At 60.3% G+C, this 16,966-nt stretch carries 18 protein-coding genes and 1 tRNA gene; 8 read left to right on the top strand and 11 right to left on the bottom strand.

Features of this window, described 5'->3' with window-relative positions; translation table 11 throughout:
* Complete coding sequence (locus tag SynMITS9220_RS12005) at nucleotides 1-909, top strand: phytoene synthase (RefSeq protein ID WP_115125665.1); 909 nt, start codon at nucleotides 1-3, stop codon at nucleotides 907-909.
* A gap of 67 nt (nucleotides 910-976) precedes the next feature.
* Here SynMITS9220_RS12005 and SynMITS9220_RS12000 read toward each other — a convergent pair whose 3' ends face one another.
* Nucleotides 977-1,408 carry an RNA-binding protein gene (locus tag SynMITS9220_RS12000; RefSeq protein ID WP_067096372.1) on the bottom strand — a complete coding sequence of 144 codons (432 nt, stop codon included), beginning with the start codon at nucleotides 1,406-1,408 and terminating at the stop codon, nucleotides 977-979.
* Between the two features lie 64 nt (nucleotides 1,409-1,472).
* Entirely contained in the window at nucleotides 1,473-2,633 is a 1,161-nt protein-coding gene (locus tag SynMITS9220_RS11995) for a CCA tRNA nucleotidyltransferase (RefSeq protein ID WP_370594341.1), read from the bottom strand.
* A 115-nt stretch (nucleotides 2,634-2,748) separates the two neighbouring features.
* Here SynMITS9220_RS11995 and SynMITS9220_RS11990 point away from each other — a divergent pair, with 115 nt between their 5' ends.
* The 3 genes from SynMITS9220_RS11990 to SynMITS9220_RS11980 are packed head-to-tail and all read left to right on the top strand — an operon-like array spanning nucleotide 2,749 to nucleotide 4,201.
* The gene (locus SynMITS9220_RS11990) at nucleotides 2,749-3,000 is read left to right on the top strand and encodes a Ycf34 family protein (RefSeq protein WP_067096375.1); all 252 of its coding nucleotides are present in this window, start codon (nucleotides 2,749-2,751) and stop codon (nucleotides 2,998-3,000) included.
* Nucleotides 2,997-3,614 (top strand): tRNA (adenosine(37)-N6)-threonylcarbamoyltransferase complex dimerization subunit type 1 TsaB, encoded by a 618-nt coding sequence (tsaB, locus tag SynMITS9220_RS11985; protein ID WP_186989481.1) that lies wholly within the window; start codon nucleotides 2,997-2,999, stop codon nucleotides 3,612-3,614. The genes SynMITS9220_RS11990 and tsaB overlap by 4 nt, the downstream gene beginning before the upstream one ends.
* Nucleotides 3,614-4,201, top strand: a complete 588-nt coding sequence (locus SynMITS9220_RS11980) for a YdcF family protein (protein ID WP_186992214.1) — start codon at nucleotides 3,614-3,616, stop codon at nucleotides 4,199-4,201. Before tsaB ends, SynMITS9220_RS11980 begins: the two co-directional genes overlap by 1 nt.
* Here SynMITS9220_RS11980 and SynMITS9220_RS11975 read toward each other — a convergent pair.
* The 5 genes from SynMITS9220_RS11975 to rpaB form a co-directional block, all read right to left on the bottom strand.
* On the bottom strand, nucleotides 4,195-4,857 hold the full coding sequence (locus tag SynMITS9220_RS11975; RefSeq protein ID WP_255483101.1) for a 1-acyl-sn-glycerol-3-phosphate acyltransferase: 663 nt from the start codon (nucleotides 4,855-4,857) through the stop codon (nucleotides 4,195-4,197). The genes SynMITS9220_RS11980 and SynMITS9220_RS11975 overlap by 7 nt on opposite strands.
* Nucleotides 4,858-4,859: 2 nt before the next feature.
* Nucleotides 4,860-5,756, bottom strand: coding sequence for an ACP S-malonyltransferase (fabD, locus tag SynMITS9220_RS11970; RefSeq protein ID WP_186989479.1), 897 nt, complete (start codon nucleotides 5,754-5,756; stop codon nucleotides 4,860-4,862).
* A 27-nt stretch (nucleotides 5,757-5,783) separates the two neighbouring features.
* Nucleotides 5,784-6,797, bottom strand: coding sequence for a beta-ketoacyl-ACP synthase III (locus SynMITS9220_RS11965; protein ID WP_186992210.1), 1,014 nt, complete (start codon nucleotides 6,795-6,797; stop codon nucleotides 5,784-5,786).
* 68 nt (nucleotides 6,798-6,865) lie between these two features.
* The gene (gene plsX / locus SynMITS9220_RS11960; protein ID WP_186989477.1) at nucleotides 6,866-8,206 is read right to left on the bottom strand and encodes a phosphate acyltransferase PlsX; all 1,341 of its coding nucleotides are present in this window, start codon (nucleotides 8,204-8,206) and stop codon (nucleotides 6,866-6,868) included.
* Complete coding sequence (gene rpaB, locus SynMITS9220_RS11955) at nucleotides 8,187-8,939, bottom strand: response regulator transcription factor RpaB (protein ID WP_186989476.1); 753 nt, start codon at nucleotides 8,937-8,939, stop codon at nucleotides 8,187-8,189. Before rpaB ends, plsX begins: the two co-directional genes overlap by 20 nt.
* A 90-nt stretch (nucleotides 8,940-9,029) precedes the next feature.
* Here rpaB and radA point away from each other — a divergent pair, with 90 nt between their 5' ends.
* Nucleotides 9,030-10,424, top strand: coding sequence for a DNA repair protein RadA (radA, locus tag SynMITS9220_RS11950; protein ID WP_115125659.1), 1,395 nt, complete (start codon nucleotides 9,030-9,032; stop codon nucleotides 10,422-10,424).
* 14 nt (nucleotides 10,425-10,438) lie between these two features.
* Here the strand turns inward: radA and SynMITS9220_RS11945 are convergent, their stop codons facing one another.
* Nucleotides 10,439-10,984, bottom strand: coding sequence for a photosystem I assembly protein Ycf3 (locus SynMITS9220_RS11945; protein WP_370594340.1), 546 nt, complete (start codon nucleotides 10,982-10,984; stop codon nucleotides 10,439-10,441).
* A gap of 49 nt (nucleotides 10,985-11,033) precedes the next feature.
* Between SynMITS9220_RS11945 and SynMITS9220_RS11940 the strand changes: the two genes are divergently transcribed.
* Genes SynMITS9220_RS11940 through SynMITS9220_RS11930 form a run of 3 tightly spaced genes read left to right on the top strand, consistent with a single transcriptional unit; the run spans nucleotide 11,034 to nucleotide 14,994 of the window.
* Nucleotides 11,034-13,388, top strand: a complete 2,355-nt coding sequence (locus tag SynMITS9220_RS11940) for a cation-translocating P-type ATPase (RefSeq protein ID WP_255483100.1) — start codon at nucleotides 11,034-11,036, stop codon at nucleotides 13,386-13,388.
* Between the two features lie 2 nt (nucleotides 13,389-13,390).
* Nucleotides 13,391-14,032, top strand: coding sequence for a dTMP kinase (gene tmk, locus SynMITS9220_RS11935; protein WP_186989472.1), 642 nt, complete (start codon nucleotides 13,391-13,393; stop codon nucleotides 14,030-14,032).
* A gap of 5 nt (nucleotides 14,033-14,037) precedes the next feature.
* A complete protein-coding gene (locus tag SynMITS9220_RS11930) occupies nucleotides 14,038-14,994 on the top strand; it encodes a DNA polymerase III subunit delta' (RefSeq protein ID WP_186989470.1) in 957 nt (318 codons plus the stop codon).
* Between the two features lie 11 nt (nucleotides 14,995-15,005).
* On the opposite strand, the gene SynMITS9220_RS11925 is transcribed toward SynMITS9220_RS11930, so the two are convergent.
* From SynMITS9220_RS11925 to SynMITS9220_RS11915, 3 genes are all read right to left on the bottom strand, one after another.
* A complete protein-coding gene (locus SynMITS9220_RS11925; protein WP_067096292.1) occupies nucleotides 15,006-15,803 on the bottom strand; it encodes a response regulator transcription factor in 798 nt (265 codons plus the stop codon).
* Between the two features lie 363 nt (nucleotides 15,804-16,166).
* A tRNA-Asn gene (locus SynMITS9220_RS11920) sits at nucleotides 16,167-16,238 on the bottom strand.
* 23 nt (nucleotides 16,239-16,261) lie between these two features.
* Nucleotides 16,262-16,960: an ABC transporter ATP-binding protein gene (locus tag SynMITS9220_RS11915; protein ID WP_186989468.1), complete on the bottom strand. Its 699-nt coding sequence runs from the start codon at nucleotides 16,958-16,960 to the stop codon at nucleotides 16,262-16,264.
* Between the last annotated feature and the right edge of the window lie 6 nt (nucleotides 16,961-16,966).

Below are 16,966 nucleotides of genomic sequence, written 5' to 3'. Positions count from 1 at the left end.
ATGCCTCTCGCAGCTCCGGACCTCGACGCAGCCTTCGAGGCCTGTCGTCGGGAGACCGCCGAGTGGGCCAAAACGTTCTATCTCGGAACGCTGCTGCTCCCCCATGAGAAGCGTCGGGCAATCTGGGCGATCTACGTCTGGTGCAGACGTACCGATGAGCTCATGGACAGTCCTGAGGCTCAGGCTCGTCCTGTGGAGGAGCTGGCCGATCGTCTGAATCGCTGGGAGTTGAAAACCCGCGACCTGTTCAAGGGACAGGTCGAGGATGAGCTCGATGCGGTGATGGTCGACACGCTCGAGCGCTTTCCTCAGAGCATTCAGCCCTATCTCGACATGATCGAGGGACAGCGCATGGATCTCACCTGGACTCGCTACCCCCGTTTCGACGATCTCAGGTTGTACTGCTACAGGGTTGCAGGAACAGTTGGCCTGATGACTCAGGGGGTCATGGGTTTGGATCAGGCTTACAGCTCTGCGCCTTGGAGCGATCGTCCTGATACGTCAGATGCCGCAGTTGCCCTTGGAATCGCCAACCAGCTCACCAATATTCTTCGTGATGTTGGAGAAGATCGCGGTCGTGGTCGGATCTATCTGCCGTTGGAAGATCTTGAGCACTTCGGATATTCCGAAGATGACCTGATGGCAGGTCGCATCAATCAGGCCTGGAAGGATCTCATGGCGTTTCAGCTGAGCCGCGCACGTGCGTGGTTTGATCGCTCTGAGGCTGGAGTGCGCTGGTTGTCCCGCGATGCACGATGGCCAGTCTGGACATCCCTACGCCTCTACAGGGGGATTTTGGATGTGATCGAGCGCCACGATTATGACGTCTTCAACAAGCGCGCCTACGTGGGAAAGCTCAACAAGTTCCTTGACCTTCCTCGCTCCTTTGTCCTCGCTCAGTCTCGCTAATCGGCTTAGGCCAAAAAAAACCGGTCATCTCAGATGACCGGTGATGCTGATCAGATCAAACGACTGTTCAGACAGCCGTTTTCTGATTTCCAAGAAGTTCCTTGAGTTTGGAAAGTTCACCTGCCCAGCGGGGATCTGGTGCCTCTTCGGCTTTGGCATCACTGTGAACAACCTTGTTGACAGCTTTGCGAGCTGAGCCCGGTGCATGGCCACTGGCCTGTCCGCGTCGCCCACCGCCGCCGGCATTGCTGTCGCGCCGCTCCGAGCGTTCGACACGGAGTGAATTCCCTCCGAGTTCCTTGCCGTTGAACTGTTCAATCACGGCATCAGCGACTTTTTCGTCGTCGACGTTCGCGAAGCCGAAGCCTCGGCAGGCACCTGTTTCACGGTCGAGAACGGCCTTGAAGCGAATTCCCTCCCCAACGCTGGTGAGCTGAGCTTCAAGCTCTTTGCTCTCAAAATTCTGCGGCAAATTGCCGATGTAAAGACGCACGCTCATGAAACGGGGAAGGGAAACGGAAGACTGCGTGTCAGGCCGATCGTTGTCGTCGCTGCAAGGGCAGTTAATCACAGGACCCATTCGGGTCTGTCTGAACCTCTTGGTGGAACAACCAGGATCGGGCTGCGTTCAGCGCCTGCTCGCGAGTTGAAACCCGACCATACGCACGCTCAAGGCTCAAGTGTTGAATCAGAGCGCCCAACGTGGGTCCAGGCGAAATCTGGAGGGTTTCCTGCAGGTCTGTGCCATTGAGAGGTGGCCGTGGATGGAAGAGGGGGTCCTGGGGGTCTCTCCAGCGCTCCAGCCATGACTGCTGTAGTGCTGCGGGCCAAGTCAAGATGAGCGCAGGTAAATCCTGTTCAAGATCCATGTGGAGCCGTAATCGTTCTGGCTCCGTCAAAGCATCCGGACAAGGACATCCCCCGCTGGCTGTTGAACGCTGGATCCAATAACGCAGCCGTTCACAGCGCTGCAGCTGTCGGCGACTGAAACGAAGCTCTTTCAGTCCGGTATCCGGCAGCAGCCTGGTGAGCCTTGCGAGCGGCAGGGCTTGCTGGCGTTCGCTGTCTGTGAGCAGTTCGCTTGTCTTTGCCGCCCCGAGCGGTTGTTGATCACCAGTGGCTGAGCTCTGCCTCGTCCAGGGCTTCAACAGCTCCAGTTCCAGAAGAGTCGCCATGGCTCGGTCGGCAGCAGGTGCTGCGACAAGCCGCAGCAGTTCAGCCTGGATCCGTTCCGGCGCTGCACGGGGAAGCAGGGAACGGTTGCGCTGCAGCATCTTCAGCGTCTGAGCGTCCAGGCGCATATTCAGTTCCGCGGTCAGGCGCAGGCCTCGCAACAAACGCAGGGGATCCGCCTGAAGATTGGCTTCGTTAACCGCGACCACCCGGGCGTCCTGCAGATCCTCAAGACCACCTGTGGGATCGAGCAGCCTTGGGGTGCCGTCAAAGCTGAGGGCAATGGCATTCAGCCGGTAATCGCGACGGTTCAGATCGTCCTCCAGCGTTTTCCCGTCCTGTCGGGCCAGATCGATTGTCCATCCCCCCAGCACGAGGCGGCCCATGTCCCGTTGCTCATCGAGGACAACGCAGGCCCCGCCAAGCTTCTGCGCCAGCTGTCGTGTGCTCTTGAGGGCGTTGTCCGGCACCACCAGGTCCAGGTCAGGAGCATCAGAAAGCCTGTCCAGGAATGCATCACGAACGGCCCCTCCCACCAGCACTGATCCCATCGGGAGCTCTGTGGGCCGCACCGGCCAGCTGTCTGGTTTCAAACGCTGCCAGATGATTTCAGCCAGCCTGCCCCGATCTCCCGTCAGAATGGATGACGAACTGGAGCGGGGGGGCATGTGCATCTGTGTGGACTGCCGCTGGGTGGACCGCTGTCAGGCCTATCACGCTGTGGAGCGTCAGCATGGTGCCCCCCATCTCGCTGAGACACCTGATCTGAAGCCTGCGGATCCTCGAATCCACATCAGCGTGATGGACTTGCCGGCCGGGCAGGTCGGTGTCGAATGGGATGTGCGTGGCTGTGGATCGTTTCAACTGGATCAAGGGCGTTGGAGTCGACTCAGGCCCGGTGAGGAGGTGCCTACATGAGCGACTGGCTGCTCGCTCTGCACAGCTCCACAGAAACTCTTGGGATTGCACTGGTGGCTGCAGACGCCCCCATCGGGGAAGCCCGCGTGATCTGTCGCTCGCTTGGACGCGCGCTCACCAATGAGCTGGTGATCTCGCTGCAGCAGCTGTTGCCCGCTGATCAGTGGGCAGATATCAGAAGGCTTGCTGTGGCCACAGGACCGGGCGGATTTACGGGCACCCGTCTCACTGTTGTTTTGGCCAGGACGCTGGCTCAGCAGTTGGGGACACCACTGCACGGTGTAAGCAGTTTCGCCTTAATGGCTCCAAGGCTTCATCAACAGCTGCCGGAGCTGCAGCGCGACCAGCCGTTTTCGATTGTGCAGACACTGCCCCGCAGGGGACAGGTCGCCGGCCGCTACAGGATTGTGAAGGCCGAGGTGGAGGAACTGGAATCCCCTCGCTTGCTCAGCGAGCGCGATCAGCCTGCTCCAGCTGTTGAGATGGCTGTTGATGTTGCTGCGGATGTGCGGCAACTACTGCGCTACTGCCGTGAGTGTCATGACCGAGACCTTCCAGGTCCATGGGACCCGGTCCTGCCGATCTATCCCACTTCCCCTGTGGGGCCAGTCTGATGGGGTTTGGTGGTCGCTCGCTGCTGCTCTGTGCAGCCGTTCTGGCCGGAGCCGCTGTAGCTGGTCCCCTGCGCCCCTTCGCGGAAGCTGCTCTCACCAATCATCAGCCCCAGCGCATTCTGGTGCTCGGTGGCGATGCTGATCGTGAGCGGATGGGTCTGTATCTGGCGCGCCGGATGAACCTGCCTTTGGTCGTGAGCGGGGGGACCAACCCTGAATATGCCCAGTCTCTGGTTCGTGATGCCGGTCTCACGCAGGACCGGGTTCGATTGGATTACAGGGCGAAGGACACGCTCGGAAATTTCACGTCGCTGGTGGACGAACTGCAAAGGGATGGGGTGCATCATCTCTTGCTGGTCACCAGCGAAGACCATCTGCCACGGGCGATGGCTGTTGGCGGCATCGTTGCTGGCAGCCGTGGCATTCGGCTGACAGGTGTTCCAGTCAGCTGTCGGCCCCAATGCCGTGATGAAAGCCTGAGCAAGCGTGTTGGAGATGGCTTACGCGCGGCTGCCTGGGTGATCACAGGTCGGGATTTCAAGCCATGGGCTCGCAGACACTGGCCTCAGCTCTTCAGTGCTCAATGATCGAGCAGGGCGTTGATCCGTCGTTGCAGTTCGCGTGTCGTCGCCTCCAGGTCAGGTTTGCGCCTGCTGGTTGGTGCGGGAATGGGCGTGCCAATTCGCATCTCAAGCTTCACCAAGCGCGGCAGATTGCGACCAGTACCCAGGGCTCTGTGGCTGTTGAGGATGGCGACTGGCAGAAGCGGAGCTCCTGACCTCGCCGCCAGCAGAGCTGCGCCTGGCATGGGCTGGTTCACGCGACCATCCGACTGTCGGGTTCCATCGAGAAAGACGCCGATGGCCCACCCATCGTTGAGTCTGGCGGTGGCTGTGCGAATGGCTTCACGATCGCTCGCTCCACGCTTGACCGGGTAGGCGCCGCAGGCTCGGATCAGATGGCCAAGGATCGGGATTCCGAACAGCTCGGCTTTGGCCATGAACGACACCGGTCGTCCCAGAGCATGGCCAAGCAAGGGTGGATCGAGATGCGATCCATGGTTCGCCACAACAACCAGGGGGCCATCCATCGGCACGTTGCCGTTGCCGCGGGTGCGTCCGCGGAACAGCATCCTGAACACTGGAAACACCAGTAGCCCACTGACCAGCCTGTAGGTGAGGCTTGGTCGCGGCGCCTTCAGTGGCTGCAGGTCGCTGGTGTTGGTTGCAAGGTTGCTGCTCACATTCACAGACCCAGGTCGCCAACGCTGGCCAGCTGCGACGTGGTGACCCCTTTCATGGCACGTTTGGCTAGACCGCTGAGCACGTTGCCAGGACCGATTTCAACCAGGGTGTCCACGCCCGATGAGGTCATTGCCGCCATCGTTTCCCGCCAACGCACGCCAGTGGTCATCTGGCGACGCAGTCGTTGCTTCAGTTCACCGGCATCGCGGCTGGGGGTGGGGTCGGTGTTGCTGAACACCGGGAAGCGAGCATCTGCGAAGGCCACAGTGTCGAGATGGGACGCGAAGGCATCTGCCGCCTTCGCCATAAAGGGGGAATGAAAGGCTCCGGAGACGGCGAGGGGAATGGCTCGTTTGCAGGTGAGTGCTTCACTCAGCGCGTTCACCGCCTCTGGGCTGCCTGACAGCACGACCTGGGCATCACTGTTGTCATTGGCAATCACCACACCTTCAGTGGCATCCACAAGGGTCTCCAGTTGGCTGCGGTCAAAACCGATCACTGCCGTCATTGCGCCTCCTCCTGCACTTGCCATCAGCTCCGATCGGCGTTGCATCAGCTCCAGGCCGGTGGCGGCATCGAACACACCAGCCGCGTAAAGCGCCACCAGCTCGCCAAGGCTGTGTCCGGCCACCAGGTCGGGTTGCCTGCCCTGGCGCAGCAACTCATCCACAATCAGCGATTCCACCGCAAACAGAGCTGGCTGGGTGTTCCGGGTGTCGTTCAAATCGGAGGGGCTGTCAGCATCTGAGCCTTCACCCCGGCAGATCTTGAGAAGGTCTCTGCCAAGCAGGTTCGATGCCAGAGCGAAGCGTTCCTCCGCGCCAGGCAGGCTGAGGACGGGGTCGGCCATGCCGGTTTTCTGAGACCCCTGACCGGGGAACACCCAGGCGATCGACATTCACAGTGGCGCAACGGTGTTGGGAGCCTAGGCGGGACCCTGCCAGCGCAATAGGGCTGCTCCCCAACTCAGACCAGCTCCAAAACCACTGCTTGCCAGGAGGTGTCCAGGCTGGATTTTGCCGTTCCGCACGGCTTCATCAAGAACCAGAGGGATGGTTGCCGCTGAGGTGTTGCCGTAGTGCGCCAGGTTGCTCAGCACTTTGGCCCTGGGAATCGCAAAGCGATCGGCGACGGCATCGAGGATGCGCTGATTAGCTTGATGCAGGAGTAGCCAGTCGATTGTTTCAGGGCTAACCGCACAGCGTTCAAGCAGGCATTGCAAGACCGCCGGCACTTCGCGCACGGCGAATTTGTAGACCTCCTGACCATTCATCTCGATCGGTCGGTAGCCACCCAGGCGATGGCGAGCATCGTCTGCCAAGGGTGCATCGCTGTCGAGAGCAGGCAGGTTCAGCACCCCACCGCGGGCCCCATCACTGCGCAGCAGAAACCCCAGGAGTCCGTCGTCATCGCTGGCTTCAAGGGCGACAGCACCGGCACCATCGCCGAACAGCACACAGCTGCGGCGGTCATCCCAGTCCACGAAACGGCTCAACTGATCAGCACCGATCACAAGAGCCCGTCGCATGGCGCCTGTGCGCAGATACTGAGCGGCCGTCACCAGCGAAAACAGAAAACCGCTGCAGGCGGATGTGAGATCAAAAGCCACGGCATTCGAAGCACCCAGTGCGGCCTGCACTGCCGGGGCTGAGCCAAACAGATCATCTGGCGTTGAGGTCGCGAGCAACACCAAGTCGAGGCTGTTAGCGGACCAACCGGCCATCTCCAGAGCCGATCGACCGGCCTCAGCTGCAAGGTCGCTGAGGCGTTGATCTGGACTGCTCACCCGTCGCGTGGAGATGCCTGTACGGCTGCGGATCCATTCATCGCTGGTTTCCACACGCTGACCCAGCTGATGGTTGGTGATCACCTGGGCTGCCTGGGCACTGCCGCTGCCGATCAGAGCGACGCCTCGAGAGTGCGGTGATGCTCCAGCCAAAAGAGGGTCCAAGCAGTGGCGTCAGTCAATCACAGTCCGCCAGAACGCCTGTCAGGCAAGGGGGTTGATCATGCTCGCGAGGTGGCTTTAGCTCCCAGCTGGGCGAGATGATCCATTACGCCATGACTGGCGGCGGAATGGGCCAGTCGCAAGGCGCTGACCACTGACAAGGCTTTGCTGCTGCCGTGGCCGATCACGCAGATGCCGTTCACGCCCAGCAGCAGTGCTCCGCCATGTTCGGCATGGTCCAACCGCTTTTTGATGCGCTTGAGGTTGCTGCGCAGGAAGGCAGACCCCACCTTGCCTCGACGTCCACGTGGTAGTTCGGCTCTGAGGACGCCAAGCAGCACGCTGCCAACCGATTCAAGGAACTTGAGCAGAACATTGCCGGTAAAGCCGTCACAGACCACCACATCGAACTCTCCCGACAGCACATCCCGCCCCTCACAGTTGCCGGCGAAGTGCAGACGTGATTCTTCGATGAGCAGCTCATGGGTGCGCACGGAAAGATCGTTGCCCTTGCATTCCTCCTCGCCGATGTTGAGCAGTCCGATCCTGGGTTTGTTTACTTGCAGCACATCTCTGCAGTAGATGTCTCCCAGCAGGGCGAACTGGTGCAGGTAGGAGGGCTTGCAATCCATATTGGCTCCCACGTCGAGCACCAGCACTGGCTGGCCGGGATCTTTGGTGGGAAACAGGGCCCCGATGGCGGGTCGGTCGATGCCGGCCAGTCGTCCTAGCCGGAAGATGGCTGAAGCCATCACAGCCCCGGAGTTGCCTGCGGAGTAAACGGCTTGGGCCTCGCCTCGCTTCACGAGATCCATGGCCACGTTGATGCTGGCGTCGCGTTTGCGGCGCACCACCGTGGCCTCCTCATGCATTTCCACGGAGGGGCCGCTGGTGATCAGTTCCAGCCGGCCAGCATCAAGGGCCGCATTCAACGCGTCATCCAGGCCTGCAGCGGTGGCAGCTTCCAGCACCCGGTCCGTTTCGCCGACGAAGCGGATTTTCACGGCCAGCCGTTCGATGGCCTGGAGGCATCCCTCCAAAATCGGCACAGGAGCGTTGTCACCCCCCATTCCGTCCACGGCCACCCACACACGGTCACGGTCGTCGATCTCGAGTTCTTCGCCTGGAACCCCGCCCTGAAGGCGTCGGAGGGGATCCATCACGGGTTGCAGCACGGAGCCGGCCATGCTGCCGGCGCTGTTCACCACAGTTCCCGCCATGGAGGTGACGGAACCTGCCACATTCCCGGCGGCATTCGCTGACGTGGCTGCAGTGTCCACCAGGGTGGTCACTGCAGCATTGCGCCGATACCAAATCACAAGGCGTCGAACAGCCTTGGATCGGCGGGCTTTGATCCTCGGCGCAGCGTCCGGGGTGAGGTCAGGATCCTTCGGAGGCAACAGAATCGACGATGCGCTGGAACAAGTAGCCGGTGCCGCGAGCCGTGAGGATCAGCTCGGGGTTGGCTGGGTCGTCTTCCAATTTGGAACGAAGACGTGAGATATGAACATCCACGACCCGGGTGTCGACGTGGCGTTCAGGGGTGTAACCCCAGACCTCCTTCAGGATCTCACCGCGGCTGAACGGTTCGCCTGATCGGCTGACGAGCAGTTCAAGCAGACTGAATTCCATCCCGGTGAGACGGATGCGCTCATCGTTGCGGAACACCTGCCGCTTGTTGGTGTCGATCTTCAGGTCTGAGACCTGGATCACTCCGGAGTTGGGGATGCCGGCAGCGTGCTCTTTTTCCTCGCGTCGCAAAACGCAGCGGATCCGAGCCTCAAGCTCTTTCGGACTGAAGGGTTTGATCACATAGTCGTCCGCCCCGAGCTCCAGGCCCGTGATCCGGTCAGCGACATCGCCGAGAGCGGTGAGCATCACGATCGGAACATCCGACTCCTTGCGCAGTTCCTGACAGACCCCGTAGCCATCGAGCTTGGGCATCATCACGTCGAGTACGACCAGATCCGGGTTGCATTCCTGGAAGCTTTCCAGGGCCTCGGTTCCGTCGCAGGCCGTGACGACGTTGTACCCGATCATTGAGAGCCGGGTTTCGAGGATCCTGCGGATACTGGCCTCGTCATCCACTACGAGGATGGTTTCCTTAGAGGTGGAGGGTGCTGAGGCCGTCATATCGCCGACAAGGAGCGAAGATAGTGCTCACAAATAGGTGATTAGCGGGTTCAGTCGTTCACGTAGCGCCAACTTTCTTCATCATTCGACGTGCCCCGATCGGCCAATCTCTACGTCTGTCAGAGCTGTGGTGCCCAGACACGGCAGTTCTTTGGGCGGTGTAGCAGCTGCGGTAGCTGGAATTCTTTGGTGGAGCAATCGGCGCCCAAGGACGACGGCCGTCGCCGTCGCTCCGGGGCCGATCCCGCCGCCGCACCGAAGGCGCGTCGTTCCACGTCAATGGCATCCCTCGGCGATCAGCCCCTTCAGCGCATCGGCAGTGGTTACGGGGAGCTCAATCGCGTTCTTGGCGGCGGACTGGTCCCTGGATCACTGGTGCTGGTGGGGGGAGATCCTGGGATTGGCAAGAGCACACTGCTGTTGCAGAGCGCATCAGCCATTGCACGGGATCGTGTGGTGCTCTATGTGAGTGCCGAAGAATCTGCACAGCAGGTGAAGCTGCGCTGGCAGCGGCTCACTGCTGACAGCAGTGATCTGCAATTGCTGGCGGAGACGGATCTGGAGCTGGTGCTGCAGGAACTCGAAGCTCTGAGGCCAGATGTGGCCGTCATTGACAGCATCCAGGCCTTGCACGATGCCGAACTCTCCAGTGCACCTGGGTCCGTCGCTCAGGTGAGGGAATGTGCGGCTGCCTTGCAGAGACTGGCGAAGCGTCAGAACACCGCGTTGCTGCTTGTGGGCCATGTCACGAAGGAAGGCGCGCTGGCCGGTCCAAAGGTGTTGGAACACCTGGTGGATGCGGTGCTCACCTTCGAAGGAGATCGTTTCGCCAGCCATCGCCTGCTTCGGGCTGTCAAGAACCGGTTTGGTGCCACCCACGAGCTGGGGGTGTTTGAGATGCGTGGTCAGGGCCTGGAGGAGGTTGGCAATCCCAGTGAGCTATTCCTCAGTGGTGAGCGGGCCAATGGTGTGGCAACGATCGTTGCCTGTGAAGGCACCCGGCCGTTGGTGGTCGATCTGCAAGCGCTAGTCAGTGCCACCAGCTATGCCAGTCCCCGAAGGACTGCCACTGGGATCGCCGTCAACCGTCTGCATCAGATCCTGGCCGTGCTCGAAAAGCACATGGGCCTGCCACTCTCAAGGTTCGATTGCTATTTGGCCGTGGCTGGTGGCCTGGATGTGGAGGAGCCCGCGGCAGACCTGGGAGTGGCCGCGGCGGTGGTGGCCAGTTTCAGAGATCTGACTCTGCCGGCTGGCACCGTTCTGCTCGGAGAACTTGGCCTGGGAGGTCAGCTGAGACCGGTGGGCCAGCTCGAGTTGCGCCTGCAGGAGGCTGTTCGTCTGGGCTTCAGAAGAGCCGTCGTGCCTCGTGGGAGTGGCCTGGGTCCGGTCGCTTCCGGTCTGGATCTAGACCTGCTAGAGGCGGGGTCCATCACAGAAGCGCTCGTGTTGGGCCTCGGGGTGAACCCTGAGGAGGAGGCCTGAGCCCCTGCGACGGCTCAGAAGTAGACGTCGACATTGCTGCGGCCACTGGATTTGAGCCAGTTCTCGATGTCGAGATAGCCCCCTGGATTCAGACGCACTGCCTGCGTCCAGGCTTCAGCGGCTTTGTCGAGCCAGATGTCTGCTTCATCGCGGCGACCTTCTTCTTCGGCAATTCGTCCGCGTTTTTCGTAGATCAGCCCCATGTTTTTGAGACACGACGGCTGTTTGGGATTTTCATCAAGAGCCTGTTGATAGGTCTCGATGGCCCTGTCTTCTTCGCCGTTGCTCATATAGATGATCGCCATGTTCTTGAGGGTTTCTCCACGATCGATCGGGTTCTCCTCGAGCTTGAGGCTCTCCTCATAGTTCTCGAGGGCTTCGGCGTAATCACCGTCGTTCTGTGCAGACAGTCCATCGCGGTAGTACACATAGGCCTCCTTGGCCCGGGCATTGATCGGCAGCAGCTTCACAATCAGGTCGGCCATGACCGTGAAGCTCTTGTCGATGAAGTTGTCGTTGCGGTTGCTGCGTGGCACGGAAAGCCGGACGGATGAAACCATCCTGAACCCAACAGGTGCTGCCTAGCGTGGAGTGGTGTGAACCGTTGAAGTGTCAGCAGCGTCTTCCCGTCCACTTGACCCGACCGCGCACTCCCATGCGGTTCTCCTCGATGTCGAGGGAATGAAATGTGGGGCGTGTGTTCGCGCGGTGGAGCGCACGCTGCTCTCTCAGCCAGGTGTGCAGGAGGCCAGTGTCAACCTTGTGACCCGCAGCGCCTGGCTTCGACTCGATGGCGAGGCGACATCGTCGTCGCAACCGTTGCTTGATGACGTGCTGGCGGCTCTGCAGGGTCGTGGTTTTCCAGCACAGCCCCGTCAGAGCGGTTTGTTTGCCAAGGGAACTGAGCCCGATCGGACCCGGGGATGGTGGCAGCAGTGGCGACAGCTGATGGTCGCTCTTGTGCTGCTGCTGCTGTCGGTGCTTGGTCACCTTGCCGAAGCTGGAACGCTTTCATTGCCAGTGATCGGCACGCTCGGCTTCCATGCTGCCCTGGCCACGGTGGCTCTGCTCGGGCCTGGTCGCCCGATCCTGATCAGTGGCTGGTCTGCGGTTCGCAGCGGTGTGCCCAGCATGGACACCCTGGTCAGTCTTGGGGTCGGCAGTGCCTACCTCGCGAGTCTGGTGGCGCTGATCTGGCCTTCGGTGGGGTGGCCTTGTTTTTTCAATGAGCCCGTGATGCTTCTCGGGTTCGTGCTGCTGGGGCGTTTTCTTGAGGAGCGAGCCCGCCGGCGGACGGGCAGAGCCCTTCAGGAGCTCGCTGCACTCCAGCCCGATAGCGCTCGCCTATTGATGGCGGACAACACGGTTCGCGAGGTTCCCGTGGCTGTGCTCCGGCCAGGCGAATGCATCCAGCTGCTCGCTGGAGACAGAATTCCTGTGGATGGTGTGGTGCGGAACGGTTGTTCTGCTGTGGATTTGTCGAGCCTCACCGGTGAACCGCTGCCGCTCGAGGCCAAGCCAGGGACGGAGCTCAGTTCCGGTTGCCTCAATCTCGAGGCCAATCTGGAGATGGAGGTTCAGCGCGTTGGCAGCGACACGGCCCTGGCCAGGATCATTGCCCTGGTTGAGGAGGCTCAGGCCAGGCGAGCTCCCATTCAGGGTCTGGCCGACAGGGTTGCGGGCCGTTTTTGCTACGGCGTCGTCAGCCTGGCGCTCATCACCTTCCTGTTTTGGTGGCAGCTGGGCAGTCGTCTCTGGCCGCAGGTCCTGGAAGTTCCTGTGGTGCTCATGGATCATGGCCATGATGCTGCGCTTCATGGCGCCCTTGGCGTCGGAGCTCAGACACCGTTCGGTCTTGGACTTCAGCTGGCGATTGCCGTGCTCGTGGTGGCCTGCCCCTGTGCCCTTGGTCTGGCAACGCCCACGGTGATCACGGTCTCTTCAGGACTTGCCGCACGCCAGGGCTGGCTGTTCAGAGGCGGCGATGTGATCGAGCAGTCCGCGTCCATTCAGCGGATGGTCTTTGACAAGACCGGAACCCTCACCCTTGGTCGCCCGCTTGTGGATGCGGTGATGGCCAGTGACGATCCCTCCCGCACCATCCAACTGGCAGCGAGTCTGGAACAAACCAGCCGTCATCCTCTGGCTCATGCACTCTTGCAGGAGGCTCAGAGGCTCAATCTCACCCTTTTGCCGGTCACAGCCAGTCGGACCCTGCCAGGTTTCGGCATGGAGGGCACACTCGAGTCGCTGAAGGGACAACTGCGTGTTGGCTCTCCCGAATGGCTGCAGCAGGAAGGTGTGGTGTGGTCCGAAACGCAACGACAGGCGGTTGAGCAAGCTCTCAAGCGTGGTCAGACGCTCGTGGCAGTTGGTCTCGATGCCCAGCCGCTGGGGGTGGTGGCGATTGATGACCGCCTCAGGCCCGACGCACCCGTTGCACTGAAGCGTCTCAGGGATCAAGGGCTGGCCGTTGGGATGCTCAGTGGTGATCGCCGTCAAGCCGTCGAAAAAATCGGTCAGATGCTTGGCTTTTCAGCTGACGAACTGGCATGGCAACTTCTCCCGAATCAGAAGCTGGAGCGCCTCGAACACTGGCGCACCAACGAGACTGTGGGAATGGTCGGGGACGGCATCAATGATGCTCCCGCCTTGGCTGCGGCGGATCTGGGAATCGCCGTGGGAACCGGTACGCAGATTGCTCAGGACACCGCAGATCTGGTGCTGCTTGGTGATCGGCTCGAGGCTTTGCCGGAAGCCCTGACTCTGGCTAGACGCACGATGGCCAAGATTCGCCAGAACCTGTTCTGGGCGTTCGGCTACAACATGATCGCGTTGCCAGTTGCTGCAGGCGTTCTGTTGCCAGGCTTCAATCTGCTCTTGTCTCCGCCGCTTGCGGCACTGCTCATGGCCCTCAGCTCCGTGTCGGTGGTTCTCAATGCCCTCAGCCTGCGTATCCGCTGATCATGGCTGGACGTTTTCTGGTGCTTGAGGGCATCGATGGCTGTGGCAAAACCACGCAGCTTCGTCAGCTCGCCGACTGGCTTCCAGACAGTGGTCTGATGCCCTCCGGAGCGACGCTCCATCTCACGCGTGAACCTGGCGGCACACCCCTGGGTCGTGCGTTGCGCGAGCTGCTGCTCAATCCACCTGACGAGTCGGCTCCGAGTCCCACCGCCGAATTGCTGCTTTATGCCGCAGATCGCGCTCAGCATGTGGAACGTTTGATTCGCCCTGCTCTGAATCGGGGGGACTGGGTTCTTAGCGATCGTTTCAGCGGCTCCACCATCGCCTATCAGGGTGATGGTCGTGGACTAGATCTGCAGACCATCCTGGATCTGGAGCGGATCGCCACGGCTGGTGTCAGTCCGGATCTCACCTTCTGGCTTGATCTGCCACTGCAGGAGAGCCTCAAACGTCGCGGTGCCTGCATCGATGATCGGATCGAAGCGGAAGGAGAGGCTTTCCTGGCCAGGGTGGCCGAGGGATTCCAGCGGCTGTCAGCTGAGCGAAACTGGACTGCGGTGGCGGCGGATCAGAGCGCTGATCAAGTGCAGCAGGTCATTCGCACACGGCTGAGGGATTGGCTTGGAAAGGCACTGCTGTGACTGAGATGTTGTTCGGCGAGTTACAGGGGCAGCCGCTGGCGCAACGGCTCCTTGTTGCGGCTCTGGAGAACCGCCGACTGGCTCCCGCCTATTTGTTCAGTGGCCCTGATGGGGTGGGACGACGTCTTGCAGCGCTCCGTTTCCTGGAAGGTTTGTTGGGCGGAGGTCACTCCACTCCGCGCGAACGCCGGCGTCTTGAAGAACGCAACCATCCCGACTTGCTTTGGGTGGAGCCCACCTACAACCATCAGGGTCGTCTGATCCCACGATCGGAAGCCGAGTCACTGGGCGTGAGCAAGCGGACTCCTCCGCAGGTGCGCTTGGAGCAGATCCGAGAGCTAAGCAGATTTCTGGCCCGCCAGCCTTTGCAGTCACCGAGAGGTTTGGTGATTCTTGAACAACCTGAGGCCATGGCGGAGGGAGCCGCCAACGCACTGCTGAAGACCCTTGAAGAGCCAGGGCATGGGCTATTGATCCTGTTATCTGCTGCACCGGAACGACTCCTGACCACCATCCGATCGCGATGTCAGCAGATCCGTTTTACACGCCTTAGCGAGGAGTGCATGCGTTCAGTGCTGGCGCAATTGCCTGAAGGACAAGGGGAGCAAGCACTCGGCCTGGCGGCCAGTCATCCAGAGCTCCTGGCCCTGGCTGGTGGATCGCCTGGGGCTTTGCTGGACCACGTGCGGATGTGGTCCAGCATTCCTGAAGAGCTCAGACAAAGACTCCAGACCCTTCCCGCAACGCCTTTGCAAGCTCTGGGCTTGGCGCGAGATGTCACAGAGCAGCTGGAAGGAGATCAGCAGCTCTGGATGATCAACTGGTGGCAGCACCATCTCTGGAATGCATCCAGTCAGCCTGAGCGTTTGCAGAGGCTGGATCGTTTGCGCCAGCATCTTTTGTCGTTTGTTCAACCCAGGCTGGCCTGGGAGGTTGCGCTACTCAATTTGATTGAAACTTGATCAATGTCTGGTCAAGCGCTTGCGCGACTCTCCTGATCTTTTTGTTCACGGTCTTGGCGCGCCTGAGCCAAAACGTCTTGCAGACCTTCAAGCTGAGCTCCAGTCGGAAGCTCTAGGCAATAACCGGCTCCGTAAACCGTTTTGATGAAGCGCGGTTTGCGCGGATCAGGCTCCAGTTTGGTGCGCAAGTGGCGCACATGCACTCGGATGGTTTCGATGTCATCGTCAGGCTCGTATCCCCAGACTTCTTTGAGAATGAGAGAGGGGGCGACGGTCTGACCATGACGCTGCAACAGGCAGTGCAGCAGTTCAAATTCGAGGTGCGTGAGGCGTACAGGTCGGTCGAACCAGATCGCCTCAAACCGTTCCGGTACCAAGGTCAGTGGACCGTAACTGAGGATTTCGTGATGGTTGCTGCTTGTTCCAACCGGTGCACGATCGCTGCGGCGCAACAACGCCTTGACCCTGACTTGCAGCTCCTCCAGGTCGAAGGGCTTGGTCAAGTAGTCATCAGCTCCGGAATTGAAGCCACTGACTTTGTCTTTGGTTCCACCCAGGGCCGTGAGCATCAGGATCGGGATGGCCGCTGTGCGCTCATCGCGTCGAAGACGTTGACAGAGGGTGAGCCCATCGACTTTGGGCAACATCAGATCCAGCAGAATCAGATCTGGGCTGTACTGCAGCGCCAGTGCCTGGCCTTTGATTCCATCGTCGGCGCTTTGCACGTCGAAGCCACTGTGCTCAAGGTGACCACTCACCAGTTCGCGCATGTCCCGGTCGTCTTCGATTAGCAGGATGCAGGGCTTCATCGACAGAGCAGCGGAGGAAAAGGTGGACGAGGGTATGCCGCGTCATTGCTTGACAGATTCTCTCAAGGTTCTTTGTGGCTTGCATTGATGTCCTTAAAGGGAGTGAACAGGATCTCTTGGTTCAGAACTGCTGCTGCCACTAGGTTTTTGGCTTACTTCGACTCGGGTTGGAGGTCCGGCCTCTACAGAAAGTCTTCGGTTTCGGGGGGCAACTGTTAAGGAAATTCCTTTTTTCAAGGCATTTCCCAAGGCATCAATTCAGCTTTTTCGACGTTCAGCTGTTCAGCCTGGCGATAGTCCCTGAGATTGATTCAAAAAAAATCACCACAACTCGCCGAGTTGTGGTGATGAAGTTGATCAAAACTCCCCGGGCGGGATTCGAACCTGCGACCAATCGATTAACAGTCGACCGCTCTACCGCTGAGCTACCGAGGAATGTGACGTGGAGAACCTACCCCTCAGCCATGCCGTCCGGCAAGGGGTTCAAGTCGTCTTCGCAGCGCTGGACCGTTCTGCCATCCCCCGACTCGTCCTCGCTCCATCCGGGCAGCTCCATCAGCATGGTCCAGCTCGCCTAGTCGGTGGGTGATCCAGAGAGCTGTTAACGGAGAGCTGGAACGGTGGCAGAGCTGTTGGACCGTGCTCAAGATGGCTGACTGACTGGTGGGATCCAGCAGAGCTGTTGGCTCATCGAGAAGCAGAAGTGTTGCTTCACTGGCCAGCGCGCCGGCGATGGCCAGGCGTTGCTTCTGCCCTCCGCTCAGGGTGTGAATCGGACGGCCCGCCATCCCTGCAAGCCCGACCTGCTCCATCAGTCGATGGATTCTGTGCCGTTGTTCATGACGGCTCAAGCCGAGAGGCAGATTGAGCAGAAGCTCGCTGCCGCAGCTGGGTAATAACAACTGATGGTCTGGATTCTGGAAGACCAGGGCTGGTCTTAGGTGATGGCAAACAAGGCCCGACTGAGGACTGATCAGGCCGCTGATCATTCTGAACAAGGTGCTTTTGCCGCTGCCATTGCTGCCAACGAGCATCCAAAGTCCAGGGCCCGGTACCTCGAAACTGCAGCGGTCCAGAGCTTTTGTGCCGCAGGGCCAGCTGTAGCTCACTCGTTCGAACCTCAGCCCTGCCCGCGCGGTCTGTTGATCCGAGCTCATGCAGGT

It is taken from the genome of Synechococcus sp. MIT S9220 (assembly GCF_014304815.1).
In the GTDB taxonomy this organism is placed as follows: domain Bacteria; phylum Cyanobacteriota; class Cyanobacteriia; order PCC-6307; family Cyanobiaceae; genus Synechococcus_C.
Note: the sequence above shows the minus strand (reverse complement) of the source record. Positions and strands in the feature narration are given on the sequence as shown.